The 24,729-nt window shown below is 41.1% G+C and carries 25 protein-coding genes; 16 read left to right on the plus strand and 9 right to left on the minus strand.

Features of this window, described 5'->3' with window-relative positions:
• Window positions 1–63: 63 nt before the first annotated feature.
• The 3 genes from LX73_RS03840 to LX73_RS03850 form a co-directional block, all read right to left on the minus strand.
• Window positions 64–1,791, minus strand: coding sequence for an ABC transporter ATP-binding protein (locus LX73_RS03840; RefSeq protein ID WP_148898144.1), 1,728 nt, complete (start codon window positions 1,789–1,791; stop codon window positions 64–66).
• Between the two features lie 123 nt (window positions 1,792–1,914).
• Complete coding sequence (locus tag LX73_RS03845) at window positions 1,915–2,949, minus strand: NAD(P)/FAD-dependent oxidoreductase (RefSeq protein ID WP_148898145.1); 1,035 nt, start codon at window positions 2,947–2,949, stop codon at window positions 1,915–1,917.
• 89 nt (window positions 2,950–3,038) lie between these two features.
• A complete protein-coding gene (locus LX73_RS03850; protein ID WP_148898146.1) occupies window positions 3,039–4,400 on the minus strand; it encodes an acyclic terpene utilization AtuA family protein in 1,362 nt (453 codons plus the stop codon).
• A 258-nt stretch (window positions 4,401–4,658) separates the two neighbouring features.
• On the opposite strand from LX73_RS03850, the gene LX73_RS03855 reads away from it, so the two are divergent.
• Entirely contained in the window at window positions 4,659–6,074 is a 1,416-nt protein-coding gene (locus tag LX73_RS03855; protein ID WP_148898147.1) for a phytoene desaturase family protein, read from the plus strand.
• A 107-nt stretch (window positions 6,075–6,181) separates the two neighbouring features.
• On the opposite strand, the gene nfi is transcribed toward LX73_RS03855, so the two are convergent.
• On the minus strand, window positions 6,182–6,883 hold the full coding sequence (nfi, locus tag LX73_RS03860; protein ID WP_148898148.1) for a deoxyribonuclease V: 702 nt from the start codon (window positions 6,881–6,883) through the stop codon (window positions 6,182–6,184).
• A 73-nt stretch (window positions 6,884–6,956) separates the two neighbouring features.
• On the opposite strand from nfi, the gene LX73_RS03865 reads away from it, so the two are divergent.
• The 4 genes from LX73_RS03865 to LX73_RS03880 all read left to right on the plus strand — a co-directional run bounded on the left by LX73_RS03865 (window position 6,957) and on the right by LX73_RS03880 (window position 10,742).
• Complete coding sequence (locus LX73_RS03865; RefSeq protein WP_148898149.1) at window positions 6,957–8,375, plus strand: pyridoxal phosphate-dependent decarboxylase family protein; 1,419 nt, start codon at window positions 6,957–6,959, stop codon at window positions 8,373–8,375.
• Between the two features lie 119 nt (window positions 8,376–8,494).
• The gene (locus LX73_RS03870) at window positions 8,495–9,199 is read left to right on the plus strand and encodes an SDR family oxidoreductase (RefSeq protein WP_148898150.1); all 705 of its coding nucleotides are present in this window, start codon (window positions 8,495–8,497) and stop codon (window positions 9,197–9,199) included.
• 68 nt (window positions 9,200–9,267) lie between these two features.
• The gene (locus tag LX73_RS03875) at window positions 9,268–9,933 is read left to right on the plus strand and encodes a hypothetical protein (RefSeq protein ID WP_148898151.1); all 666 of its coding nucleotides are present in this window, start codon (window positions 9,268–9,270) and stop codon (window positions 9,931–9,933) included.
• A gap of 128 nt (window positions 9,934–10,061) precedes the next feature.
• Entirely contained in the window at window positions 10,062–10,742 is a 681-nt protein-coding gene (locus tag LX73_RS03880; RefSeq protein WP_148898152.1) for a hypothetical protein, read from the plus strand.
• Window positions 10,743–10,757: 15 nt separating this feature from the next.
• Here LX73_RS03880 and LX73_RS03885 read toward each other — a convergent pair whose 3' ends face one another.
• Window positions 10,758–11,099 (minus strand): gamma-butyrobetaine hydroxylase-like domain-containing protein, encoded by a 342-nt coding sequence (locus LX73_RS03885; protein WP_148898153.1) that lies wholly within the window; start codon window positions 11,097–11,099, stop codon window positions 10,758–10,760.
• Window positions 11,100–11,155: 56 nt separating this feature from the next.
• The gene (locus tag LX73_RS03890) at window positions 11,156–11,575 is read right to left on the minus strand and encodes a CoA-binding protein (protein WP_148898154.1); all 420 of its coding nucleotides are present in this window, start codon (window positions 11,573–11,575) and stop codon (window positions 11,156–11,158) included.
• Between the two features lie 109 nt (window positions 11,576–11,684).
• Between LX73_RS03890 and LX73_RS03895 the strand changes: the two genes are divergently transcribed.
• From LX73_RS03895 to LX73_RS03915, 5 genes are all read left to right on the plus strand, one after another.
• Window positions 11,685–12,770 carry a DUF2914 domain-containing protein gene (locus LX73_RS03895; protein ID WP_148898155.1) on the plus strand — a complete coding sequence of 362 codons (1,086 nt, stop codon included), beginning with the start codon at window positions 11,685–11,687 and terminating at the stop codon, window positions 12,768–12,770.
• 283 nt (window positions 12,771–13,053) lie between these two features.
• Window positions 13,054–13,722: a SatD family protein gene (locus LX73_RS03900; protein ID WP_148898156.1), complete on the plus strand. Its 669-nt coding sequence runs from the start codon at window positions 13,054–13,056 to the stop codon at window positions 13,720–13,722.
• Window positions 13,723–13,779: 57 nt separating this feature from the next.
• A complete protein-coding gene (locus tag LX73_RS03905; RefSeq protein ID WP_281289662.1) occupies window positions 13,780–14,472 on the plus strand; it encodes a DUF3307 domain-containing protein in 693 nt (230 codons plus the stop codon).
• 144 nt (window positions 14,473–14,616) lie between these two features.
• Complete coding sequence (locus tag LX73_RS03910) at window positions 14,617–15,963, plus strand: M20/M25/M40 family metallo-hydrolase (protein WP_148898158.1); 1,347 nt, start codon at window positions 14,617–14,619, stop codon at window positions 15,961–15,963.
• A 113-nt stretch (window positions 15,964–16,076) separates the two neighbouring features.
• Window positions 16,077–16,517: an FKBP-type peptidyl-prolyl cis-trans isomerase gene (locus LX73_RS03915; protein ID WP_148898159.1), complete on the plus strand. Its 441-nt coding sequence runs from the start codon at window positions 16,077–16,079 to the stop codon at window positions 16,515–16,517.
• A 57-nt stretch (window positions 16,518–16,574) separates the two neighbouring features.
• On the opposite strand, the gene LX73_RS03920 is transcribed toward LX73_RS03915, so the two are convergent.
• Complete coding sequence (locus LX73_RS03920) at window positions 16,575–17,201, minus strand: O-methyltransferase (RefSeq protein WP_148898160.1); 627 nt, start codon at window positions 17,199–17,201, stop codon at window positions 16,575–16,577.
• An 83-nt stretch (window positions 17,202–17,284) separates the two neighbouring features.
• Here LX73_RS03920 and LX73_RS03925 point away from each other — a divergent pair, with 83 nt between their 5' ends.
• Window positions 17,285–17,947 carry a lysophospholipid acyltransferase family protein gene (locus tag LX73_RS03925; protein ID WP_148898161.1) on the plus strand — a complete coding sequence of 221 codons (663 nt, stop codon included), beginning with the start codon at window positions 17,285–17,287 and terminating at the stop codon, window positions 17,945–17,947.
• A 7-nt stretch (window positions 17,948–17,954) separates the two neighbouring features.
• Here LX73_RS03925 and LX73_RS03930 read toward each other — a convergent pair whose 3' ends face one another.
• Window positions 17,955–19,043 carry a hypothetical protein gene (locus LX73_RS03930; protein ID WP_148898162.1) on the minus strand — a complete coding sequence of 363 codons (1,089 nt, stop codon included), beginning with the start codon at window positions 19,041–19,043 and terminating at the stop codon, window positions 17,955–17,957.
• A gap of 47 nt (window positions 19,044–19,090) precedes the next feature.
• Between LX73_RS03930 and LX73_RS03935 the strand changes: the two genes are divergently transcribed.
• From LX73_RS03935 to LX73_RS03955, 5 genes are all read left to right on the plus strand, one after another.
• Window positions 19,091–20,296, plus strand: a complete 1,206-nt coding sequence (locus LX73_RS03935) for a glycosyltransferase family 2 protein (RefSeq protein ID WP_170245571.1) — start codon at window positions 19,091–19,093, stop codon at window positions 20,294–20,296.
• Window positions 20,297–20,368: 72 nt separating this feature from the next.
• Window positions 20,369–21,295, plus strand: a complete 927-nt coding sequence (locus LX73_RS03940) for a tyrosine recombinase XerC (RefSeq protein ID WP_148898164.1) — start codon at window positions 20,369–20,371, stop codon at window positions 21,293–21,295.
• Window positions 21,296–21,305: 10 nt separating this feature from the next.
• A complete protein-coding gene (hpf, locus tag LX73_RS03945; protein ID WP_148898165.1) occupies window positions 21,306–21,605 on the plus strand; it encodes a ribosome hibernation-promoting factor, HPF/YfiA family in 300 nt (99 codons plus the stop codon).
• Window positions 21,606–21,608: 3 nt separating this feature from the next.
• Window positions 21,609–22,637 (plus strand): HPr(Ser) kinase/phosphatase, encoded by a 1,029-nt coding sequence (hprK, locus tag LX73_RS03950; protein ID WP_148898166.1) that lies wholly within the window; start codon window positions 21,609–21,611, stop codon window positions 22,635–22,637.
• A gap of 103 nt (window positions 22,638–22,740) precedes the next feature.
• Window positions 22,741–23,715 (plus strand): M23 family metallopeptidase, encoded by a 975-nt coding sequence (locus LX73_RS03955; protein WP_148898167.1) that lies wholly within the window; start codon window positions 22,741–22,743, stop codon window positions 23,713–23,715.
• Window positions 23,716–23,964: 249 nt separating this feature from the next.
• Here LX73_RS03955 and LX73_RS03960 read toward each other — a convergent pair whose 3' ends face one another.
• Window positions 23,965–24,648: a TrmH family RNA methyltransferase gene (locus tag LX73_RS03960; RefSeq protein WP_148898168.1), complete on the minus strand. Its 684-nt coding sequence runs from the start codon at window positions 24,646–24,648 to the stop codon at window positions 23,965–23,967.
• Window positions 24,649–24,729 lie beyond the last annotated feature (81 nt).

The following is a 24,729-nucleotide window of genomic DNA, read 5'->3' on the forward strand; positions in this document are numbered from 1 at the left end:
TTTTAATTTTAGGTTGAATTGCGTTCAAACAATCAACCTTGATTTACTATTTATTTTATTTGGTCAAATTTCAGCCAGCTCTTGTTCTATAAGTTGTTTGTGATACATGACTGAATAACGACCTTCTTGCTCGAGTAGTTCCTTATGTGTTCCCTGTTCTACAACTGTTCCATCTTCCAGATAGTATATAACATCTGCATCTTTTATTGTAGATATACGATGGCTAATCATTAAAGTTGTCCTTCCTTTAAGTTCATTTCTGAGATGTTGTAGAATAGCTTCTTCAGTTTTCGTATCAACTGCACTTAAGGAATCATCGAGAATAATAATTTTAGGATCCCGAATCAATGCTCGTGCGATGGCAGTACGCTGCTTCTGCCCACCTGAAAGCGTAATACCTCGTTCTCCCAAAATTGTTTCAAATTGTTCTTCAAAATCAAGAATATTATCACGTACCTGAGCCTTTTCAGCGGCTTCTTCAATTTCATTTTGATCGGCATTTCGTGTGCCAAAAGCAATATTTTCACCAATGGTATCAGAAAACAGGAAGGTATCTTGGGGGACGAGCCCAATATTTTTGCGAAGCAGCTCGAGCGAAATCGTAGATATATCCTGTCCGTCGATAAGTATTTGTCCTTCTGTTGCATCATACAATCGTGGAACTAGTTGTACAAGCGTTGTTTTACCACTGCCGGTTCGCCCCACGATAGCCGCATTTTGACCGGCTTCAACCTTAAGATTTACATTTTTAAGAGCATATTCTTCGGCACCGGGATACTTAAAGGATACATCCCGAAATTCAATCCCCCCTTCAATAGACTGTACATCAAAATTGGTCTGAGCATGGTCCGAAATTTCAACATCTTCGGTTAGCAGCTCATCAATACGTTTCCATGAGGCCATTGACTGCTGAAATCTGTTGACAGTATATCCCAACGAGGCCACCGGCCACGTCAAATAGGCCACATATACAATATACTCCAAGATGTTACCTACCGTAAGCTGCCCTTCTATCACCAGTTGACCAGCTTTCCAGACTACTATCACAATCGATAATCCAATCAGCAGATTTAATGTAGGATGGAAAAGCGATTCTACCAGATCAAGCCGTAGCTTTTTTGTGCGATAAGATTCGCTTTCTTTGTCAAAACGTTTTTGCTCATGCTTTTCTCGGTTATACGCTTTAATCAGGCGGATACTCGAAAAGGATTCTTTAGCACGACCAGCAATATCAGAATATTGCTCCTGTATAATGCGTGAATAATTATTGATATATCCACTAATCCAATAAGCAAAAGCTGAAAGAAACGGGAGTGGCAGCAGTGCCCACATAGTTAACTCGGGACTTACAATAATCATCATGGTGATGATAAATCCTGCACGCGTAAGTGTATTAATGGTATACATGTAGGCTGGACCAAAATACTCTCTTACTTTTGAGACATCTTCGGTAGCCCGAACATATATTTCGCCAGATTTATAATTACTATAAAATCGCTGGGGTAGCTTTAATAACTTATTAAAGATGTCGTTCCGCAGATCAAATTCAATTTTTCGGGAAGCTACAATGAGTGTCTGCCGGGTAGCAAAAAGTAAAATGCCGGATAACAGCACCGCTCCAACCAAGAAAAGTGCATTCTTAGCTAACGGCCAGCTGGCACTACTGTTAAATAATACAGTAACAATGCTGTCTAAATTTCCTGATGAAGTCTGTAATTCAACATTTGAAATTTGATCAACTGTTCGACGTAAAAAGACCGGAATCCAAACCAAGAAAAAGTTGGAAGCCATCAAAAATATCGAGCCCCATATAATGGTGCTCGTATATTTTTTAAAATATTGGTTTAGCTTCTTAAGCGAGCTCACAAAAAGTAGTTATCTCGTTTTGAAAAGATCTGATCGTCTCGATTGCGCTCAGGCAGTAACGGTACTGTATTTATTAATCCAATATTCCGCCAGGTTATAACCGGAAATAAAGGCATCTTCTAATGAATTACCACCTAAGTAGTCCCCTATTAACGCAAGTGGAGCTTCATCCATTTCCAGTTCCATAAAATATTCATCAATAGGATTTTGCGACTGAAAATACTTCCAGCGGTGCAGATAGGTAGATTGAGGCTGTAAAATCCAGGATCCGACTATCTCTGAAGCCTCTTCTAACAAGGCTTCTTCTACTCTTTCTTCATCTGATTGTGCGAATTTCCTAAAGAAATCGGGCGCAGATTGTATAACCAATCCTGCTACAGAATCTTCATCTCTCTTTGAAGATTCATTGCCTGTCCATTGGATTGCACTGTTATCACCTTCAATACCATTCCAGTCAGGTACTTCCTCATCAAAAGTACAGGCCAACGCCATACAGCCATCGTAGCGAACCTCATCAATATGTCGAATAATTTTTCTAGTTGCCGTACGATTCTGTACCGTCTGAATGATACCATAAGCTTCTACCGCCGGTGTCGCTACCAACACAGCATCACACTCAAATACACTTGTATCGGTAAGGTTAATCATCCAAGAACGTTTTTTGGAAGTATCAGGACCAAGATATGTAAGACCTGCAGCCTGTTTATCAGCCATAACATCAACCCATCGGCTTAATCCCTCTGCGATAGTCTGATTTCCCTTTTCCCCGAAATAATTTACTTGGGAATCCGAATTAGGATTAACTTTATGAAACTCAGTACCATCATAAAAACTGAACTCTTGTACCCATTTTCGCACATTGCCCTTTTCAGCTAAACGATCAAGAAAATGCTGAAAATTTTGCCCACGGGCATGAATATGGGAGATACCATAATCCAGAACCATATCATCTAGTTCTACTGTTGCCAAACGTCCACCAAGCGATCTATTCTTTTCTATCATTGTCACATCATGACCGGCATCCGCCAATCGCTTACCAGCTACAAGTCCTGAAAGTCCGGCACCTATTATTCCTATAACCATCGATTATTTCTCCTTGTTCTACTATTCGATTTGGGAATCATAAAATCAGAAATTTTATGACCAAACGCTATGTTTTTTGAGCTGAGGTCTTAAAAAATACGAACTTGGGGTTCTACCGCATCCTTATCAAGAAGTGCAGGCCAATAGGCTACCACACCGCTTGCTTTGGGGCGCCCGCCTGCAAAACCGGTAACCCCGCTGGGACCGGTAAGGATCAACGGAGCCATCTCTTTACCGAATCTGTTGAGATCGTCCTTGTTTGGGCCTGACAACGACACGCGCATCTGTACTTCTTCGTGTTCTTCTGCAAGTATCTCTTCGGTAATCGGCTCTTCACTGCATCCATTAACCCCCACATATTCTACACGATAATCATCGAACTCCAGATCCAACGCATCAGCACGATTACGTAAAATATCTCCCGCTTTTTTCGCTTTTTTAAGAGCATCCGGCCATGAATACACCAGCGTTGATGAAAGTTTATATCCATCATTATAGCTGGCTGAAATTTTATAGGTATCCGTCTTGGGACGACCCTCAATACCATGAACGTGCACTTTGTTTTCTCCGTCAGACTCGAGCTTAACTGATGTAAAGTCGGCAATGCAATCCGGAGTAATATATTCGGCAGGGTCCCCAATCTCATACATCAGCTGCTCTTTCACCGTCATCTTGTTGAGTAAACCGCCGGTATCCTCATGCTTGGTAACATAAAAATTACCGTCGGGTTTGGCCTCAATAATAGGAAAACCAATGTCCGTAAAGTCATCCACTTCTTGCCAGTCAGTAAAGTTACCGCCGGATACTTGTGCCCCACATTCAATAATGTGACCCGCAATAGTACCAGCACTCATCTTATCATAATCATCAAACGACCAGCCGAATTCGTGCACCATCGGCGCCAGTGTAAGGCCCGTATCGGTAACACGACCAGTAACAACAATATCAGCCCCTTTGTTTAGTGCTTCAACAATAGGACGGCAACCAAAATATACATTGGCGCTTAACAACTCGTCCTTCACAGTAGTCACCGGTTCGCCGGTCTCCATATTGGCAAGAGAATGACCATTGCTAATTAACTCGTCAAGATCATCAAGAATATCATCACCATCCACAACGGCAACGGTAATATCATCATACCCTTGCTCGTCGATAGCTTCTAAAATTTTGTCTTTACAAGCTTCGGGATTTACACCGCCCGCGTTGGAAATTACTTTAATTCCTTTTTCAGCAATATCCGGCAGCACTTCGCTCACCACCCCCACAAAATCGCGGGCATAACCATAATCGGCATTACGCATTTTTTGCTTTTGCATTATCGACATGGTGACCTCGGCAAGATAATCCATCACCAAATAATCAATGGGGCCTTTACGTACCTGCTTGATGGGTGCATTGGGCAGATCGCCCCAAAATCCCTGTCCGGATGCTATTCTGATAGATTCGTTCACAACTGGTTGGTTTTGTGTTGAATTTCTCTGCAAAGATAAGAGATCATCAAACACTAACAAAAAGAAGTGACAGGTAAAAAAGCAATTAAGAGTAATTATAAAATAGAACGTGAAAACTATTGTTTACTTTAAACCTTTCTTTTTTAAATACCTTTCATATTTACCTTTTATTAAAAAAAGAGCTGAATTTTAGGCAAAAGTTGACTTATTTAAGGAATACCAAAATCAAACACCTTCTATCCTGATCAGCCCTCCAATATGTCTTTTGATGTTACTATAATCGGAGCAGGTCCTAATGGATTGGCAGCCGGTATCCACTTGGCACAAAAAGGACTTTCCGTTAAAGTATTCGAAAAGTCTGGTACTATCGGCGGTGGTACGCGTACGCAGGAACTTACACTGCCCGGTTTCCAGCATGATGTGTGCTCCGCCATTCATCCGTTGGCCAAAGCCTCTCCTTTTTTGCGATCTCTCCCTCTTGAAGACTACGGCCTCCAGTGGATACAACCTGAAGTGCCCGTCGCCCATCCGCTCGATGACCAACCTGCAGGTGCACTTTTTCGGTCGCTGGATAAAACTGCAGATTATCTTGATAAAGATGGATTGATCTACAAAAAATTACTTACCCCCTTTGTCTCATCCTGGGATGATCTTATGGCCGATATTCTGGGTCCCTTCTCACCTATTCCCCACCATCCCTTCTTGACGACTCGTTTTGGCTTAAAAGGACTTCGCTCAGCTCGCGGACTTGCCCAAAAATTTACCACCTCAAAAGCCCGCGCCACTTTTGCAGGCCTTGCCGCACACGGTATTCTGCCATTTCATAAAACAGCAACTGCTGCTATTGGACTTGTATTAGGAATTACAGCACATACAGTTGGCTGGCCCTATCCCAAGGGTGGATCCCATAATTTAACAAAAGCAATGGCACAATATTTCGAATCAGTCGGCGGTAGCATCGAAACAAATGCACAAATTACGTCGGTGAAAGAATTACCTGAATCTTCAGCTATATTTTTTAATAACACTCCAAAACAAATCTTGGATATAGCCGGGGATGAACTCCCTAAGACCTACATGAGGAAGTTACAAAACTATAAATATGGCAGTGGGGTATTTAAATTAGATCTGGCACTCAGCGATCCCATTCCCTGGAATGATGAAACCTGTCGTAAAGCCGGGACAGTACATGTTGGAGGCACCTTCAAAGAAATTGCACATTCAGAACAACAGTCGGCCAAGGGCGATCATCCTCAAAAACCTTATGTGCTAGTAGCTCAACAAAGTCTTGGGGATAGCAGTAGAGCTCCATCGGCTAAACATACCTGCTGGGCCTACTGCCACGTTCCAAACGGATCAACCCAGGATATGACTGAACCCATTTTAAATCAGATTGAACGATTTGCACCGGGCTTTCGTGACTGCATAATCGGCCGACACGCAATGAATACCAATGCTCTGCAGGCCTACAATCCCAACTATATCGGCGGGGATATCAACGGCGGGCGGCAAGATATCACTCAGCTATTTACACGGCCCACAGGCTTATTTAACCCCTATCACATTCCAAAAACGAATATGTATATATGTTCCTCTTCTACACCACCGGGCGGAGGCGTACATGGCATGTGCGGTTTTCATGCGGCTGAATCGGCTCTGCGAAATTTATTGTAGGAGAACTTTGAAAATCTCGACTGTCCTCCTGAATCATCAGCTGAAATTATCTCCGCATCTTTCAGCGGCTATTATCAACCAGTTAAATTTAGCTTTTAGATACAGAGTCAATTTTTAAAATAACCTTCTTCTGCTTCCCCTCTTCGCAATTTATTAGCCCACTTGTGAGCCAACCTTGTTGTCCGTGGCAGTTTATATTTTGTCAAACATTTCATCACCACCGAATAAGCATCATCAGAAGACAATCTGTGCCCCGGCGAAACATAAACGGGATTTACGTTAGTACGGCTTCGTAATGCCATTCCCACAGTCTCACTGCCATCAATGAGTGGTACCCGCTCCCCTTTTTGGGAGCTCAGTTCATCATGGCTACCCGTTAAAATATTTTTTGCACATCCTATGGTTGGATGTTCAATTTCAATACCCAAATGCGTAGCTATGCCCATTCGCCGGGGATGCGCAATGCCGTGTCCGTCTAATATGAGTACATCCGGTTTCTGTTCAAGCTGATCCCACGCTTTTAACAAGATCGGCAGCTCCCGAAATGCCAATAATCCCGGGATATAGGGAAAGGACGTTTTATCGGAAACGGTTGATCGGGCTACTATATTCAAATCAGGGAGGCCTAAAATAATGATGCCCGCATGCATCAAGTTGGAACCCTGATTAAAAGAAATATCAGCTCCTGCTACAAACTGTGGCTCATCAGCAAGCGGCTCCAAAGAAATCTGCTGGCGCAATTCTTGCTGTAGCTTCTTAGCCTTGGTGGGATCAATAGTTTTATAATAATCAAGTCTATCACCACTCATCAAATATCAAATAGTTAAAATATTTTGTTATTTAACAGATGCATAAAAATTGGCAGATCAACGTATCAACACAATGAATAATAGCAAATTTCGCAAGTATGCTCACGAATTGGTCGACTGGATGGCCGACTATTTTGAAGAAGTCGAAGAATATCCCGTAAAGCCAGACGTACAGCCGGGTGATATTTTACAGCAGCTTCCTAATTCAGCTCCCGAGCAAAGTGAGTCATTTGACTCCATCTTCGAGGATTTCAATGATACTATTATACCAGGTATGACCCACTGGGAAAGCCCTAACTTTATGGGCTACTTCCCCGCAAACAAAAGTTATCCATCGGTGCTGGCCGAAATGCTGACGGCAACACTCGGCGCCCAGTGCATGAGCTGGCTGACCTCCCCTGCTGCCACCGAACTTGAAGAACAGGTAATGGTATGGTTGCGCAAACTCATTGGCATGCCGGAATCATTTACGGGTGTCATACAAGGTACCGCTTCTACTTCTACCCTTTGCGCACTGCTGATGGCCCGCGAACAGATTACCGATTTTGAGGTTAACGAAACCGGATTTCCCAGCGATGAACAGTTCACCGTTTATTGTTCTGCAGAAACACATTCCTCTATCGAAAAGGATGTAAAGATTGCAGGCTTTGGCCGGAGACATCTGCGTAAAATTCCTGTGGATAAGAATTTTGCCATGCAGCCGAAGAAGCTGGAGCAAGCAATTCGCAGTGACCTTGAAGACGGATACTCACCCACTGCTGTTGTAGCTACCGTCGGTACAACCGGATCTACAGCCATCGACCCACTGCAAGCAATTGGTGAAATTTGTACAAAATATGATGTATTCCTGCATGTAGATGCAGCCTATGCCGGTACAGCACTTATTCTTCCTGAAAACCGCTGGATGAATGAAGGCATAGAACATGCTGATTCTTTTGTATTTAATCCTCACAAATGGATGTTTACCAATTTTGACTGTTCAGCATTCTATGTTCAAGATGAAGCACTGCTGGTACGCACCTTTGAGATTATGCCGGAGTATCTGAAAACTCCCGAAGATCAGCGCGTTAAAAACTATCGCGACTGGGGTATTCCGCTGGGACGACGTTTCCGAGCTCTCAAACTCTGGTTTGTACTGCGAAGTTTCGGGGTTGAGGGATTGCAGGAAAAAATTCGTCACCATATTTCTCTGGCGCAAAATCTAAAAGACAAGATTCAACAACATAACCATTTTGAAATGCTGGCTCCGGTACCGCTAAATACACTATGTTTTCGATTCCATCCGAATTATATAGATGATGAAGAAAAACTTGATGAACTGAATGAGAAACTGCTCAACACCATACAGAAAAGCGGTGAACTTTTTTTAACACATACCAAACTGGGTGGGTCTTATACCATCCGTATGGTACTGGGCAATACTAATGTAACAGAAACGCATATGAAAAAAGCTTGGAAACTAATCACAGAAAAAGCCAATCAATTACTGTGATGAATATGTCTCAACCACTTAACTGACAAAACTGCTATTTGTAGGAAATGAATTCCATCGGTATGTTGCTATCCAATTATGAAATACAGCAATAATGCTAAATAAAGAAATTCAATTTTATGCAGTTATCAGATATTCAGGCACTGGTTACCGGCGGAAGCTCAGGCATCGGAAGAGCAACAGCTAAAATGATTATTGAATCTGGTGGCGAGGCAGTTATTGCCGCCCGAACCAAAAGCAAGCTAGAACAAACCGCAGAAGACATTGGGGCTATTCCCATTCAATGTGATGTGGGTGACGAGCAGCAGGTAGAAGAGCTCATCCAGAAAACAGACAAACAGCTGGATAACTATAATGTTCTTATCAATAATGCAGGCTATGGAAGTCACAAAAAGCTGATAAATGTTTCTGCGAAAGAAATGGAAGATCAACTACAAACCAATACTATCGGTGCTATGATGGTGGCCCGTGAATCGGCTAAGGTTTTTATTGATAATGATTACGGCAATATTGTCAACGTTTCCTCTTCTTCGGGAAAACGCGGATATGCCGGCGGTACTTCGTATGTAGCCAGCAAGTTTGCCCTCAGCGGTATGACCCAGTGTTGGCGCGCCGAGCTTCGTCCTCATAACATCCGGGTGATGCAAGTGAATCCCAGTGAGGTGCAAACGCCTTTTTTTAGTGACGGGCACGAAATAGAACGCGATATCAATGAAACCAAACTTGTTGCTGATGATATTGCCCAAAGCATCTGCGATATGCTGGGTATGCACGACCGCGCCTTCATTACTGAAACCAGTGTATGGGCTACCAATCCCAAATAGATTTCTAGTTATACTTTATGCTAAGAAAAAATCCATTTTTAAATAAGGTAACAATAACTCTATTGTTATTGAGTTTTGTTGGTCTATTATTACATTATTTTGACATTTTAAGTGCGTCTGTTCTTAAGATTTATTTTGGCGGGACATTCACGGGACTTTTTCTGGGATTATCAATTCAATTATATTATAGTCTCGTAAATCCCTCCGATTGGTTATTTCAAAGCAGATATCATATAGAAGGAGCAATCTTGGGTGGAAGTATTGGTTCTTATAGCCTGACAAAATACTCCTTTAGTAATGGGCTTGTGAATATTTTCGAGATAATCATTCCTCTTGTAGTCGGCTTAATTTTGGGAATATCCTGGATTAAAAGTGCCAAATATAGAACACTGAAAGACTGGAAAGGTAATTTAATTCAGCAAAATACGGATAATATTATTTTTAGTGACGCTGGTACTCTTACTGATCCAAATCACTCAAATACTAAGGGCACGGTGATGCTCACCCAAAATGAAATTATTTTTTCTCCTTCTAATGCGCAAAACCACAAAATAAGAACTGATTTATCCGAAATGAACCCTCTACTCGAAAAATCCGGGTTTGATTTTTTTAGCATACCAACTGGTATTCAACTTACCCAAGAACGCAGTATACATCCATACAAGTTTCCACGATACTGGCTGGAAAAAATTCGCAATATTCGTTCTGGGATTGAGTACTATGATGGATCATAAGACTAATATAATGTAAAAAATGCTCTGCGGTTGATCTATTGTGATCTCACTCAGCATACAGAACGAAAGAGAATGTTTGAGAAGTAGTTTATATATTTATTTCAAAATCAAGTAAACAATTGATCGGTATGTTTGGAGAAAAATCTTGGCTTATAAAAACCTTAGGATTATTTTTTCTTTTAATTTTACCAATATTGCTAGTACTGTATTTCAATTCTTCGATTTTAAGTATAGGACTCATTTTGCTTGAAGGAGCAGCTGTGGGTCTCATTTTTGGATCCATTATCGCATTAATATTTAGCGTAATAAATCCACCCCAGTGGTTATTTACCTATCGATACATTCTGGAAGGTATTCTCTGGGGGCTTATGATTGCAACTACAAGTTTATTCGTTACTACCAGTGAAGAGTCACTGAGTATGAGTAAGGCTGTATTTACAACTCTATTCTGCAGCGGAATGGGTGTACTTTGGATCTATTATTTCAAGTACAAAAAACTACAACAGCAAATGGAAGAATATCTATCTGGTAATTTGGATACGGTAGACCTCTGTGACGTTGCTAACTTTTCGGATCAAGAATATGATAATAAAAACAGCCTTTTATTATTATCCGCCAGCCATATTCAAATCGTATCAATAGACACTCATAAGAAGCTCGCTGACTTACAATTAAGTGAAATTAATCCGAAAATAAGAAGGAGAACCTGGTTCAACTTTCCTGCAGGTATCCAATTGTCAAACACTAAAGAGGTGAAAGTGAAATTCCCTCTCTACTGGTTCAAGAAAATAAGTATGCAAAAAAGATAGGTATGAGATTTTGGTTCAAGCCTGCTCAGGATAACACTCCTTACAAGGACACATATCCCGCAGCGTCCCCCATTGGTACATGCCGTTGTTGTGGCCGTCATTCCAGAAAATCTTGATGGCATGATTCCCAATCTGCTTAATATCTTCTACCTCAAAATTTTGTGTAGGATCAACAAAAAACAGCGAACGGTCAAAAGAATTCATATTTCCGTGTCCCCCGCGACAGGTTACGCAAGGACAATTTTTGCGAAGTCCAAAGAGCGGGTATTCCGAATGGTGTCCATCTGACCATTCAATTTCTAAAACTTGGTCACTATTAGAAACTTCAATTCCTGTAGGTATTACTTGATCTGACATGTGTTACTTCTGCACTTAACAGTCTTTACAAAACTGTCAATTAAAATTAAGATTCCTTAAGCTACAGCTTTATCGTGCTGTACCATCATGCACTTGTTTTCTACATACTGGTAGTTATTTTCTTCAGCAAGGCTTTTGGCTTTATCCGAAGAAACCGCCAGCTGGGTCCATATTACCGGTTTTTGGCCACTCTTTTCTGACCAATCAATCGCCTCCCGCACCATATCAGCTGTGTATTCCGAATCCCGAAAAATATCAACAACATCAATCGTTATATCATCGGGGATATCAGCCATGCTGTCATAGCATTCTTCACCCAAAACCTCATCATAATTCGGGTTCACCGGAATAATACGAATACCCTGTTCTTGTAAATAATTAGCAATGTGATAACTGGTCCGATATTTATTGGCCGAACAGCCAATTACAGCAACTGTTTCTACGTTACTTAGAAGTTTTCCTAACTCACTTTTCATAACTGTTTTTTCTTTTATTATTGACTATCTATTTGAACACAGAAGTTACGAGATTCATTTGATTTAACGTATTATTGGATATCAAAATAATTACAGTTTTACTTTCAAGATGGTAACTGCAACCAAACATTTTTTTCGGAGATATAAAAAATATATTCCGGTACTATTCTTTATCGGCGGATTCACCTGGGATAGCCTCACCCTTGGTCGCATTGACGGCTGGTACAGTAATACCGTGCTTTTTACTTATCTCATTGGACTCACACTCTGCCTCTACATCTTTAACCTTGCCGATGATGGCCGCTGGCAAAACACGTTTTTAGAACCTTATCAAGAATATGCCCCGTTGGCTATACAGTTTTTCCTTGGCGGTCTTTCAAGTGCCTATGTCATTTTCTTTTTCCAGAGTGTTACACTTACTAAAACCCTTGTTTTCTTTTTGATTCTAGTTGTACTTCTGGTTTCTAATGAGTTACTCAAGCATCGTATTTCAAATAAATACCTACAATTCAGTGCCTACTTCTTTGTCAATTTTACATTTTTCACCTTCTTTATACCGGCTATCTTTGCAACCATGAATACCTTTCTGTTTGTGGTATCAGGACTTATAAGCCTTGGGCTTACCCTATATTTTATTTATTACCTCTACCGGATAAGTCCTTCTACCCGCCAAGAAATAAGCCGCCGGAAAGTTATAGCCCTTATCCTCGGCATTTATCTGTCTATTAACACCTGCTACTACTTTAACTTGATACCCCCTGTTCCTCTTTCATTGCAATCCGGTATGGTGGCCTATAATGTTGAAAAGACCAATAATAATTTTTTGGTTTCTTATGAAAAATCCCCCCTTTTTAAATTTTGGGAATCTTATAAACATACCTTCAACTACACCTCCGGTGATTCTGTTTTTATTTATACCTCAATTTTTGCTCCCACAGATCTTGAAAAATCGGTGCAACATCAGTGGCGCTGGCACGATCCCAAATCGGACCAATGGAAAACGACGGATACTATTGCCTACACCGTAGTAGGCGGACGTAAAAAAGGATTCCGTGGATACACCTTTAAAAATAATATTTGGCCTGGCAGCTGGCGTGTCAATGTAACTACCGGTGAAGGACTAGTACTCGGGCAAATTAACTTCACCGTGGTTGAGGACTCAACCGCTGTCTCTCTAACCAAAAGCAAATTTTGATTAAGCTGACCCTATTGCGGAAACTGCAAACTAATTGCAATATTTTAAGCCACAAGACTTAAATATTGATTTTTAAGTCTATAAGCTTAATATTAGGCATTTAGAGTCTGTTCGGAGACAAAATTGTATAAATTATCATTCCGAACAGTCTATAAGATACATATTAAAGATAATTACTTATTCGGAGAGGAGACCCAAGCGGTGATGCAAGCAATGCTGAAGGAAAGGTCTCACCTTCTTAATTCTTAAACACGTTCTTGTTGTACCCAAAAAAGATGTTGAAATGGCTAAAAAAGACATGAAATCAGTTATTACAGGTGATATTGTTAATTCTACCAAAGTAGAGGGTAAACAGTATACCCAGCTAATAGAAAGCCTAAAAAAATCCTTTAATTGCATAGCAGAGCTTCATACTGATAAATCCTCAAAAATTATATTCGACATTTTTCGGGGTGATAGCTTTCAAGGACTTATCCCTAATCCATTAGCAGCCCTGCCTGCCAGCCTCATTATCCGCAGCAGCCTTCGTAAAGCCCAACCCTCAGACAGTTCCTTTAATTGGGATGCCCGCACAGCCATTGGAATTGGAGATATTAACTCTCTGCCTGATAATGCCTCTGAAGGAACAGGCAAAGCTTACCAGTATTCCGGTACCTCACTGGATCAAATGAAAACCAGTCAACGGTTAGCTATTGTAACTCCCTGGACAACGGTGAATAATGAAATGCAGTCTCAAACGGCTCTTCTGGATGCCGTCATTTCCAAATGGTCACCATCACAAGCCGAAATTGTACTGGAACTTTTAAAAGGAAAATCCCGAAAAAAAATAAGTGCCGAATTTGATATATCACAAGCTGCTGTACATTATCGTATAAAAGGAGCCGGCTGGTTAGCCATCGAAAAGTTTCTGCAACGTTACCAAAACATTATCAACCAACATTTAGCATCATGATTGCTCTACCCCAAATTCTCATTCTCTTACGACTGTTAACTGCTCATCTGCTGGCCGATTTTTTTTCTACAATCTAAACACTGGATTGATCAGAGACACAAACATGGTGTTCGTGCCCCACAGCTTTATTATCATATCGGACTTGTAGGCGGACTAACCTACATATTCTTAGGCGACTGGTCGCATGTTGGGCTCCCTCTTTTTATTATGATTACCCATTTTCTTATAGACTGGTGGAAATCTGCTCAGAAAGAAAGTACAACCGCATTTGTGGTAGATCAAACTGCTCACTTGCTGATACTACTACTGGGGTGGAGCGTATATGCCAATATTGGAACTGCTATAATTGATTATGCAGTCCACATTTTCAGTAAACCTTCAACCTGGATCATCATCCTCAGTTATTTTATGACCATCCGCCCCTTTGGATATTTCATTGCCCGTGTTACTAACCGTTGGCAACAGGATCTCACAGCTGGTGATGCAAAAAAGCTTAGCGGACTTAAAAAAGCCGGCATGTGGATAGGCTGTACCGAACGGATTATTATCCTTACATTTATTTTGATGAACCAATACAGTGCTATTGGCTTTCTGATTGCCGCTAAATCCATATTTCGTTTTAAGAGTAACATCGACAGCAATCAAGAACGCAAAGAAACTGAATATATCCTCATTGGTACCCTGCTAAGCTTTGCCCTAACCATTGGGCTGGGCATTACCACAAATTTTCTTTTACACATTTGGAGTTAAAATCATAATAAAAGGCATTTTGCAATAACAATATCTCTAATTTTACTCCAGCCTAATAAATCTGTACCATTGTATCTTAAAACAGTTTATCCAGTTAGTATCACAGTCTCTTAAAAATGTTACATTAACTATCAATCCATCACTATGAAACGTTTTATTTTCTTACCGCTCATAATTCTTATTGCTTGCTCTGCACAAGCACAAGACCTATCTATTGACCCTCAGATGTATGATATTATTGATTCGGTTAGTGCAGATCGCCTGGAATCTGACATACGCGCGTTGGCCGGTTTCGGCACGCGTCACACCATGTCAGACACTATCTCAGATACCCGTGGTATTGGTGCTGCCCGGCGATGGATCAAACAGGAATTCCAGAAAATAAACAAACAATGTGGAGGCTGCCTGGAAGTCCACGAGCAACGCACACTTGTTGAAGGCAAACCTGATAGTCGTATTGATGAAGATACGTGGGTCGTAAACGTCTATGCCGTGCTAAAGGGAAATACCAATCCCAACCGATATGTAATTATGAGTGGCGATATTGACAGCCGAGCGTCCGACATAATGAATGATACCATTGATGCACCCGGCGCCAATGATAACGCCACCGGGATGGCAGGTGCTATTGAAGCGGCACGGGTACTGTCCCAGTATGAGTTTAGAAACAGCATCATTTTTGCAGGATTATCGGGCGAAGAACAGGGGCTTTACGGAGGTAAGCATATGGCTCAAAAAGCCAAAAAAGAGGGATGGAATATTATAGGCGTGCTCAATAACGATATGATTGGAAATATCAGAGGTATCGACGGCGTAATAGATAACCGCAGCTTCCGTATATTTTCGGAACCCTATTCATCACAAGCTACCAAACGCGAGCTGCAGCTTAAACGATTTTACGGTGGCGAAAATGATGGCATTTCACGTCAACTTGCCCGCTATATTTATGAAACGACTGATACATACATGCCCCAAATGGATCCAATGCTCATCTACCGGCTCGACCGCTTTGGACGTGGTGGGCATCACCGACCCTTTAATGAAGCAGGCTTTGCCGGTGTACGTATTATGGAAACTCACGAAAATTATAATCGCCAGCACCAAAATATCCGTACCGAAAACGGCATCGAATACGGTGATGTGATAGAAGAAGTTAATTTCGAATATGCTCAAAAATTGACAGCCGTCAATGCTGTGGCCTTGGCTTCTCTTGCTAAAGCTCCGGCAAGTCCGTCTGATGTAAAAATTGGCGGTGCCGTTCAACCTTCGACTACACTTAAATGGAAGAAGTCTGAAGGTGCAAAGGGTTATAAAATTTACTGGAGAAAAACTACGGCACCACTGTGGGAAAATGTTCGATATGTGGGTGATGTCAATGAATATACGCTCAAAGGTATTGTAATTGATAACTATTTATTTGGTGTTTCCGCCGTAGATGAAGATGGAAATGAAAGCGTGGTCTCATTTCCATCTGGATTAATTAGAGACTAATATTTTAGTAAACAATGATATTAAGGCCAAACCACAACAATATCATTGGTAAACCGTAGATAAATGCTTATTTTTAAAGACTTTGTAATCTAAAAATAAAAGAGAATAGTATTTTGTCTAAAGTTAAAGACGGTGATACCGTAAAAGTACATTACACAGGAACCTTAACTGAAGAGGGGTCAGTTTTTGACAGCTCTGAAGAACGAGGAGAACCACTTGAATTTACCCTAGGAGACGGGCAATTGATTCCCGGTTTTGAAGAAGCGGTAATCGGGATGCAAGAAGGCGATGAAACAACCGTGGAGATTGATTCAGAAGATGCCTACGGTCAGCGTCGCGAAGATCTAGAGTTGGAAGTTTCAAAATCAGATCTTCCTGACAATATTGATCCGCAAGTTGGAATGCAGCTGCAAATGCAGCAGCAAGAAAATGGACAGGCTATCCCCGTTCAAATTACGGATGTTGAGGATGATTTTGTGAAACTCGATGCCAATCATCCACTGGCCGGTAAAGACTTGACGTTCGATATTGAGCTTATTGAGCTAATGGACTAAGAGCTCATTTAGTGATTATATTTAGCCTGAATCCGGTTATACGGGTTCAGGCTTTTTTTATTTTTTGCGTACGATGGTTACACCATCTCTTACTGTTAGCATAACTTGTTCAACCAATTCATCAGCAGTAATTTGTTTGTTAAGCTGATCAATAGCCTCTGCCTTTTCCCCCTCGGGCTGCAAAGCTTCACCATCCCACAGCACATTATCTATTACCATTACTCCGCCCTCCTTGAGTCTCGGTATTATCATATCATAATACTTCGGATAATTAATTTTATCCGCATCCAAAAAAACAAAATCAAAGCTGCCGTTAATAGTTGGGATTGTTTTCAGGGCTTTACCCATTAATAAAGAAATTTTTGATCCCTCATCACTTTTTTCAAAAAAAGTGCGGGCAATATCTTCATACCGTTTATTATACTCACAAGTGAAAAGTTGACCATCTTTGGGCAGTGCCTCAGCCATTTTTAGCGCCGAATAGCCAGTAAACGTCCCTACCTCGAGCACTCGCTTGGCACCAGAAATTTTGATCAACATAGTTAACAGCTGTCCCACTTGTCGGCCGCTTAGCATATCAGTATGTTCGAGATCTTCTTTGGAAGCAGCTATAAGTTCTTTAACAAGTTCTGAGTCAGCGGTGGTATGTTCGGCCGCGTAGGTCCCTACTTTGTCAAAATCCATTGGAATAATACATAAATTTTATTGGCAACTCTTCGTGATGCTAAAGATATTCAGCTAACAATCACTCAACAAATATTTTACTTTTGGATTTTATCCCCGCAAATGAATCTCCGGTATTTATTAAGGGCTTTCGGTGGTACACTTGGCTTCTGTTTAAACGCCGTTTTCATAAAGTATGGCTCAGGCAAGACTATTATCCGAAAAAAGAATCAAAAACGGTCTATTACCTAAATCATCACTCATGGTGGGATGGGCTTGTTCCTTTTCTACTCAACGAGTTTCGATTTCACCAGCAGGCACGAGCACTTATGGAAGACACCCAAATGAAGAAATATCCCCTATTCCAAAAGATCGGCGCTTTTTCCATTAATCGTGATGATCGGCGGCAGGCTATCACCTCGCTTCGCTATGCAGTAAATTCATTTGAACGAGAACAGGCCAGCCTCTTTATATATCCGGAAGGCACTATCACACCCCCAGGTTTGGACATGAATTTTGAAGGCGGCCTGGCTTGGCTGTATGGAAAGCTTCACAATGTAGATTTTGTACCCATCGGCATCTACATGCACACCATTCGGCATGATAAACCCGAACTGCACCTTCATGTAGGAAAATCGGACCAAATTGGGCAACTAAAATCTGGGGCGAAACTGACTCATCATTTTGAAGAACGACTCAATACTATCCTAGATGACCTGCGGACAACAGCAGGATTTGATGATACTAATTTTGAGCCATTTGCATGAGTGGCTTCTACCATGTCCACCGATATAAGCCAGGAAACTGCTGCACCCAGTGTGGGTTTTCGGCCATATATCTGATGCGCATATTTACAAACGGCCAAAAGAATCGATTGTAAATACGCTGGGGGCAAATATATTCGCTGATGCCCCGCTGTGATTCTATATAATCCTGGTCGACAATCTGTAAAAAGGCATCACTCATAAACCGCTGATAAAAGGGGCCGTTATCAAGTAACCTGCCCTGCTGTATCTGCACCGATACCCTATCAGAATGTAACCAAATACGATGGGCGGTACGTAGCCCAAAAAGCGTTCTTCCTTCATCTTCCAACCTAACATTATCTAACTCATTCAGCACTTTCCCGTTGTTATTATCAATAAGCCACGCCCGATGCTGCTTATCGGATTCCCTGTTCATCAAATAATAAACTAAGGTAGCATGCGAAAAGTGAAAACGCCCCCAGTACCAATCCTCAAATTCATTATGCATTGGTTCATAACCAGTATTATGATCATGATATCCCCTGCCCTTAAATCCAATTTCTCGAGCCTCGACAGTGGGTCCGGTGATATGAAATGATCCTTCGACTTCTGCCCGAGGCTGCACCAAATTCCATAGATGCTCACCAGAACGCTCATCACAATTTTTAAATAAAGAATCTACCGGTAATGAACTTTTAAATGTTAACGAAGCTTCTATCTGATCACCACTGGCCAGTGTTTCTTCCAGTGTTAAGTGGTATTTCAGCAACCCGGATGTGTTTTGAATCTCCATCCTATGCGGACCCACCTCAACAAATGGACGTTCTTCATCAAATGAACAGTCTGATGCCTCAAACTCTGTAAAACTGTAGTAAATGGGATCACCATCCTCATAAACCGAAATACTAATAGCCGGGAATTTCGACGGACGAGCATTGACGCTATCACTATTGAGCTGTGAAATATACCGCCGGGAAAACGGATTGCCCCGATAAAAAATAATAACAAAGCTAAATTGATCATCAGCTGATACCGCATCAAAATACCACCACTCATATCCACCAGTGGTATCCATCGAACGCGCAGCATCTTTTCTGAAATCTGAAAAAATATTCATAAGGCGGACAATTAACCCATTAAAATATCGACCCGCAACCTCATTTTGTGTTTGATCTTCAGTCTTACAGTCCTACCTTTCAGAAGGTGACTTTTTTACTCTACATAGCGCTTGGGTATTTGGTAATAACATCAGTCATTTTATGGCTTAACTACCGGGATTTTAGCCCGCTTTATTCGGCTGAACAAAAATACTTCAATGATCAGGCCCCCAAAGCAAGTATTTGTATTCCCGCCCGAAATGAAGCCAACACTATTGAGCTATGTGTCCAGTCAGCTCTAAACCAAAAGTATCCCAGCTTTGATGTATATGTACTCGATGATCAATCCACTGACGGTACCACCCAAAAGCTAAGAGCATTGCAGTCTAAATACCCTGAACAACTGACTATTATTTCTGGACAACCCAAACCGGCTGATTGGCTGGGAAAGTCCTGGGCTTGTCACCAGCTGGCAGAAGCATCAACAGGAGAAATTATTGTTTTTATTGATGCTGATACCCGTCTTGCTCCCAATACTTTAGCACGTACTATCCGCACTATGGGCCGCGATGTAGTGGACTTTGTTACTTTATGGCCTGATCAAAAACTGGGAACATTCTGGGAAAAAACTGTAATTCCACTTGTTTACTTTGGCTTACTTACTTTGCTGCCCAACCGCTACGTCTATAATATCCCAAAATGGATACCCTCAGCCCTTCGTAAAAAAATGGCGCCGCTTTTTGCTGCCGCTTGTGGTCAATTTATGGCATTCAAGCGGCACTCATATCGTGCCATCGGTGGTCATGAATCGGTAAAAAATGATATTATTGAAGACGTAGCATTGGCAAAAAATATCAAAAAGAACGGTTTTGCCATGAACATGTATAACGGTGCCGACAGTATCAGTTGTCGCATGTACCAATCAAGCCGGGAATTATGGCAAGGATTTCGAAAAAACTTTTTCGCTGGTTTTGGTTGTAACATCCCGCTATTTACAGCAATGGCCTTGTTACATTTGATTGTGTTTATAATACCTTTAGTCACACTTCCTTTTATCTTGATTTGGGGATCACCCCAAGTACTAGTTCTCTGCCTTATCGCTATTTTCGGTATGCTATTACAACGACTGGTGGTTGACCTTTGGTTTGGATGGGAAAAGAGATACACATTACTGCACTCTCTTGGCGTCGGCTGGTTTCAGGCCTTGGGCGTACAGGTATTACTGGATTATGTTAATAAACAGCCTGCCAAGTGGAAAGATCGAGAAGTATAACTACTTATCCCCATAGTAATTATCGCAATTAACTGTTTATTTTTATTGCCAAAGTATCCATATTGAATTCAGATGAAGAAAGCGATTAATAAATATCTGCACTATTTGAAGATCGAGCGTAATGCCTCGGAAAATACCATTCTTTCGTATGAAAACGATTTGCAACAGTTTCTTGAATTTTGTGTAGCACACTTTGATAAGGATGAACAACTGCATCCCGACCTAATTGAACGCATTACCATTCGGCTTTGGCTCGGCGAACTGTCCGAACGTGAACTGGCCAAAAGTACCATTGCCCGAAAAGTAGCAGCTATACGATCATTTTTTAAGTACTGCTTTAAACGGGGTATAGTTGAACAAAATCCGGCTCATTTATTAGTAATTCCCAAAAAGGATCAATCGCTACCCAAAACGGCTAGTGCTGAAGATCTGGAACGTATGATGGAACTGGCCAAAGGGAAAACTCCAAAATCAGCACAAAATAGAGCTATTTTGGAACTGCTTTACGGTACCGGTATTCGATTAAATGAGTTGGTTCAGCTAAATGAAGAAGATATCAATCATACGCTCAATCAGATTAAGGTTTTGGGCAAAGGTGCCAAACAACGTATTGTACCTTTTGGATCTGAAGCCCAAAAAGCACTTAACAGACATCTTGAAACAAAGCATGAACTGTATGGTAAACGTACTGATGCAGATGCCCGAAAGGCGGTATTTTTAGCCGCCGGCGGACAACGAATTTATGCACGTGCAGTGCAACGCATTGTCAAAGATTATCTGCAGCGTGCCAGTGAGGTAACGCAAAAAAGTCCGCATGTGCTTAGGCACAGCTTTGCTACGCACTTGCTGGACCAAGGAGCTGAAATTCGTGTAATCAAAGAATTACTCGGTCATGCTAATTTAGCAGCTACACAAGTTTATACTCATACATCCGTTGAACGATTAAAAAATGTTTACGAACTAGCCCATCCACGGGCCAAAAACCAAAAATCTAATTAAGGAGGTTCCTATGAAAACGACATTCACTGCAAGACATTTTGATCCAACTTCTGATCTTCACTCATATGCCGAAGATTCTGTACAAAAACTAGACCAATTTTATGATCGCATTTTAACCTGCGACATTATTTTGGAACCAGTACCCGATGATGATAACCCACAACAAGCAGAACTAAATGTAAAAGTACCCAAGAAATTGCTTAACGCTAAAGAAAAGGCTCCCTCCTACGAGCAAGCCATAAATAAAGTGATAGATAATATTAGCCGTCAGCTAAAAAAATATAAACAGAAAACATTACACCAGCGATAAAAAATGTCATTTGATGAAAATGAAACCATACCCAAAACCGAAAAAATAACGGTTAAACATTTGCTGGAGCAGCTGCAAGAGCGGGTTCGCATTGAACTCAATCCTTTTGCAGCCCAAGCATATACCAAGCAGTGCCACGTCACCGAGGCGGATCTACACCGCCCCGGCCTGGCATTGGCTGGCTATGTCAAACTTTTTACCCATCAACGTATTCAGGTAATCGGTAATACCGAAACCCGCTATCTCGAAAATCTATCCAAAGAAGAACAGATAGCAGCTTTCGAAAACCTGACGCAGTTTGATATTCCTATTTTATTTATTACTGACAGTAACGAACTGCCCGATTACCTGCTTAAAATGGCTGAAGAAGCAGGAATTCCTGTTGTAGGTACTCCGCTCGAGACAACGCGGTTTATGCACGTCATTAGGGATTTTCTTGAAGATCAGTTTGCACTGCAAACAATGGTTCATGGTACCATGGTAGATGTATATGGCATTGGCATTCTCATTGCAGGCAAATCAGGTATCGGTAAAAGCGAGGTCGCTCTTGATTTAGTTGAACGTGGACACCGTCTGGTTGCGGATGATGCCGTTATCCTAACCAAGAAAAACAACGTCTTGATGACCTCGGCCACAGAAATGAACAAGCACTTTATGGAAATTCGCGGACTCGGCATTATTGATATTATGTCGATGTTTGGAGTCCGCGCAATCAGGTATCAAAAACGACTGGAGGTGGTTTTGGAATTGTCATTGTGGGACGAATCCAAGGATATTGAACGTACAGGCCTTAACCGTGACACGACCTCTATCATGGATATCGATATACCACGTATTAAATTACCTATTACACCCGGTAAAAATATTACCGTTATCGCCGAAGTTATTGCCATGAATTACCTGTTGCGACACTATGGATATGATGCAGCTGAGGCCTTTCAAGATAAAGTTAAAACCCATATTGCCGAGAAAAAAGATCCTCGGGCAATGCCAAAACGGGCTATAGAGTATTTTGAAGGTGATATTGAGTAATTACATTCGATTTTTGAAAGCTCATTTTTATCCGTATAATTAAGTTCCGTATTTGCGGACATAGCTCTCTTTTGGTGACGGATCAGTATTAACAACAATTCTTATGGGTTTAAAAAATTATTACTATTACGACGAACAAAACTGTGATTTTGTACCCGTCGAATATAACAGTCTGGAACGCATTATTTATACCGCATGCGTATGGATTTTATGTGGTGTGGTACTTGCCGGCGTAGGTATTTCAATCCTCTCCTTCTCAGTAGGAACACCGGCCGAAATTGCTCTTAAAGCTGAGAACCAAGAACTCATCGATCAGCTTGAAAAGACGAAGTCTACTATTAAAAATCTTGATCAAGAAGTTGACAAGCTTGCCGAGACTGATAATGAGATGTATCGATCAGTGCTGGGAATGGATCAAATTTCGTATGATGAACGGCAAGGTGGTGTTGGTGGTGCCGATATTTATTCAGAGTTTGACATCCACAGCAAGAAAACAGCAGAAATTTTAAAATGGACTTCTAAAAATCTTGCAAGTTTAAAGCGAAGTATCAATATCCAAAAGCTTAGCTTTAAGGAGATCAAAAGTCATTACAATAAAAATCAGGAGAAAATGGAGCATATTCCTGCTATAAAGCCCACCAAGGGAATTATCCTTAGTGGGTTTGGAATGCGCTACCATCCCATTTTAAAGTATCAGAAAAAACATGAGGGACTTGATTTTCGCGCTAATGTCGGCAGTAAAATATTTGCTACCGGTGCTGGTGTTGTTAAATATGCCAGCCGTAAAGGAACTTTTGGACGGTTGGTTATTATTGATCATGATTTTGGGTATGAAAGTTATTATGCACACTTATCTTCATATGCTAAAAATATTCGGCCAGGTACCAAGGTAAACCGTGGAGACCTTATAGGTTTTTCAGGTGAATCTGGTCGTGTAGAAGGTCCCCACCTTCATTACGAAGTTCACAAAGAGAATCTCCCGATTGATCCTCTCAATTACTTGTTTGCTGATACTTCCCCCGAAGAATATCAAATGTATAAAGAGATTGTTGAAAACAATGACCGCTCAATGGATTAACAGTTTAGCATAAGTGCAAATTTATTAAGGCTGCTTTCGGGCAGCCTTTTTTATTTCACTTAACCGTTCTGTGCCATTTTATTTACTATTAAGAGTGGTTTATCTTTTCTTGACAAGAGCTGTAAATACTATAGACAAACTAAACGGAAAAGAATATTAGAAGTACATTGCGGCAATGCTGAATATGGTATATCTAGCTGCAGACATGTCATAGCACTTGTCCTGGAAATAACAATCAATAAGCCAATATTATTGGTGCTCTTTAAAGAATCGGGCTTCTAATTTATCCGGTGCCCGAACAGATTGTTTTACCCACTCCAGCCGTAAATCCAGCTTTTCATCCTCTGTTAGTGACCACTCTCGATCTCCATTGCGTAACCTACTTGTCAAATCATAAAGACACAGCGCCGCCCCTACTGATATATTAAAACTTTCACTAAATCCCGACATCGGTATTTTGGCATAACCATCTGCTTGCTGCATCGCAGTATCAGAAAGTCCTTTTAGCTCGGCACCAAATACAAGAGCTGTCGGTTCATCCACAGAAACCTCATCTATTGTCACATCATCGTGGTGGGGAGTAGTCGCAATAATTTGATATCCCTGCTCTCTCAATTTTTGATAACAGTATTCTGTATTATTCTGGTCCTCCTCATTATAGTGATGTTGGGTAATCCACTTGTGAGCACCTATAGTTACTTCATTATTAGGATCAAATGAGTTCCTGTTCTCAATAATATGCACATCCTGAATACCAAAACCCTCGCAGCTGCGCAACACAGCACTTGCATTGTGCGGCTGGTAGATATCTTCGAGGACAACGGTGAGGTGACGCGTGCGCTTTTCTAATACCTCATTAATTATTTGCCAACGGTCTTCGGTAATAAATGCTTTTAAAAAATTAAGGAGTTGTATTTTCAATGACTTATCCATAAAATTGTTTTAACGACTTGTTCTGTTATTTCTGACAAACATACCGTTTTGTTTACTGATCTTTTAACTTAAAAAGGAGGT

This window comes from Fodinibius salinus (assembly GCF_008124865.1).
Taxonomy (GTDB): Bacteria; Bacteroidota; Rhodothermia; order Balneolales; family Balneolaceae; genus Fodinibius; species Fodinibius salinus.

Excerpts from the sequence above, each read along its gene's own strand:
- LX73_RS03920 (WP_148898160.1), bottom strand. The coding sequence starts at position 17,201 with ATGGATTTTGACAAAGTAGGGACCTACGCGGCCGAACATACCACCGCT.
- LX73_RS03845 (WP_148898145.1), bottom strand. The coding sequence starts at position 2,949 with ATGGTTATAGGAATAATAGGTGCCGGACTTTCAGGACTTGTAGCTGGT.
- LX73_RS03960 (WP_148898168.1), bottom strand. The coding sequence starts at position 24,648 with ATGGATAAGTCATTGAAAATACAACTCCTTAATTTTTTAAAAGCATTT.
- LX73_RS03865 (WP_148898149.1), top strand. The coding sequence starts at position 6,957 with ATGAATAATAGCAAATTTCGCAAGTATGCTCACGAATTGGTCGACTGG.
- LX73_RS03885 (WP_148898153.1), bottom strand. The coding sequence starts at position 11,099 with ATGTCAGATCAAGTAATACCTACAGGAATTGAAGTTTCTAATAGTGAC.
- LX73_RS03900 (WP_148898156.1), top strand. The coding sequence starts at position 13,054 with ATGGCTAAAAAAGACATGAAATCAGTTATTACAGGTGATATTGTTAAT.
- LX73_RS03910 (WP_148898158.1), top strand. The coding sequence starts at position 14,617 with ATGAAACGTTTTATTTTCTTACCGCTCATAATTCTTATTGCTTGCTCT.
- hpf (WP_148898165.1), top strand. The coding sequence starts at position 21,306 with ATGAAAACGACATTCACTGCAAGACATTTTGATCCAACTTCTGATCTT.
- LX73_RS03940 (WP_148898164.1), top strand. The coding sequence starts at position 20,369 with ATGAAGAAAGCGATTAATAAATATCTGCACTATTTGAAGATCGAGCGT.
- LX73_RS03890 (WP_148898154.1), bottom strand. The coding sequence starts at position 11,575 with ATGAAAAGTGAGTTAGGAAAACTTCTAAGTAACGTAGAAACAGTTGCT.
- LX73_RS03840 (WP_148898144.1), bottom strand. The coding sequence starts at position 1,791 with ATGGCTTCCAACTTTTTCTTGGTTTGGATTCCGGTCTTTTTACGTCGA.
- LX73_RS03880 (WP_148898152.1), top strand. The coding sequence starts at position 10,062 with ATGTTTGGAGAAAAATCTTGGCTTATAAAAACCTTAGGATTATTTTTT.
- hprK (WP_148898166.1), top strand. The coding sequence starts at position 21,609 with ATGTCATTTGATGAAAATGAAACCATACCCAAAACCGAAAAAATAACG.
- LX73_RS03870 (WP_148898150.1), top strand. The coding sequence starts at position 8,495 with ATGCAGTTATCAGATATTCAGGCACTGGTTACCGGCGGAAGCTCAGGC.
- LX73_RS03955 (WP_148898167.1), top strand. The coding sequence starts at position 22,741 with ATGGGTTTAAAAAATTATTACTATTACGACGAACAAAACTGTGATTTT.
- LX73_RS03930 (WP_148898162.1), bottom strand. The coding sequence starts at position 19,043 with ATGAATATTTTTTCAGATTTCAGAAAAGATGCTGCGCGTTCGATGGAT.
- LX73_RS03895 (WP_148898155.1), top strand. The coding sequence starts at position 11,685 with ATGGTAACTGCAACCAAACATTTTTTTCGGAGATATAAAAAATATATT.
- nfi (WP_148898148.1), bottom strand. The coding sequence starts at position 6,883 with ATGAGTGGTGATAGACTTGATTATTATAAAACTATTGATCCCACCAAG.
- LX73_RS03855 (WP_148898147.1), top strand. The coding sequence starts at position 4,659 with ATGTCTTTTGATGTTACTATAATCGGAGCAGGTCCTAATGGATTGGCA.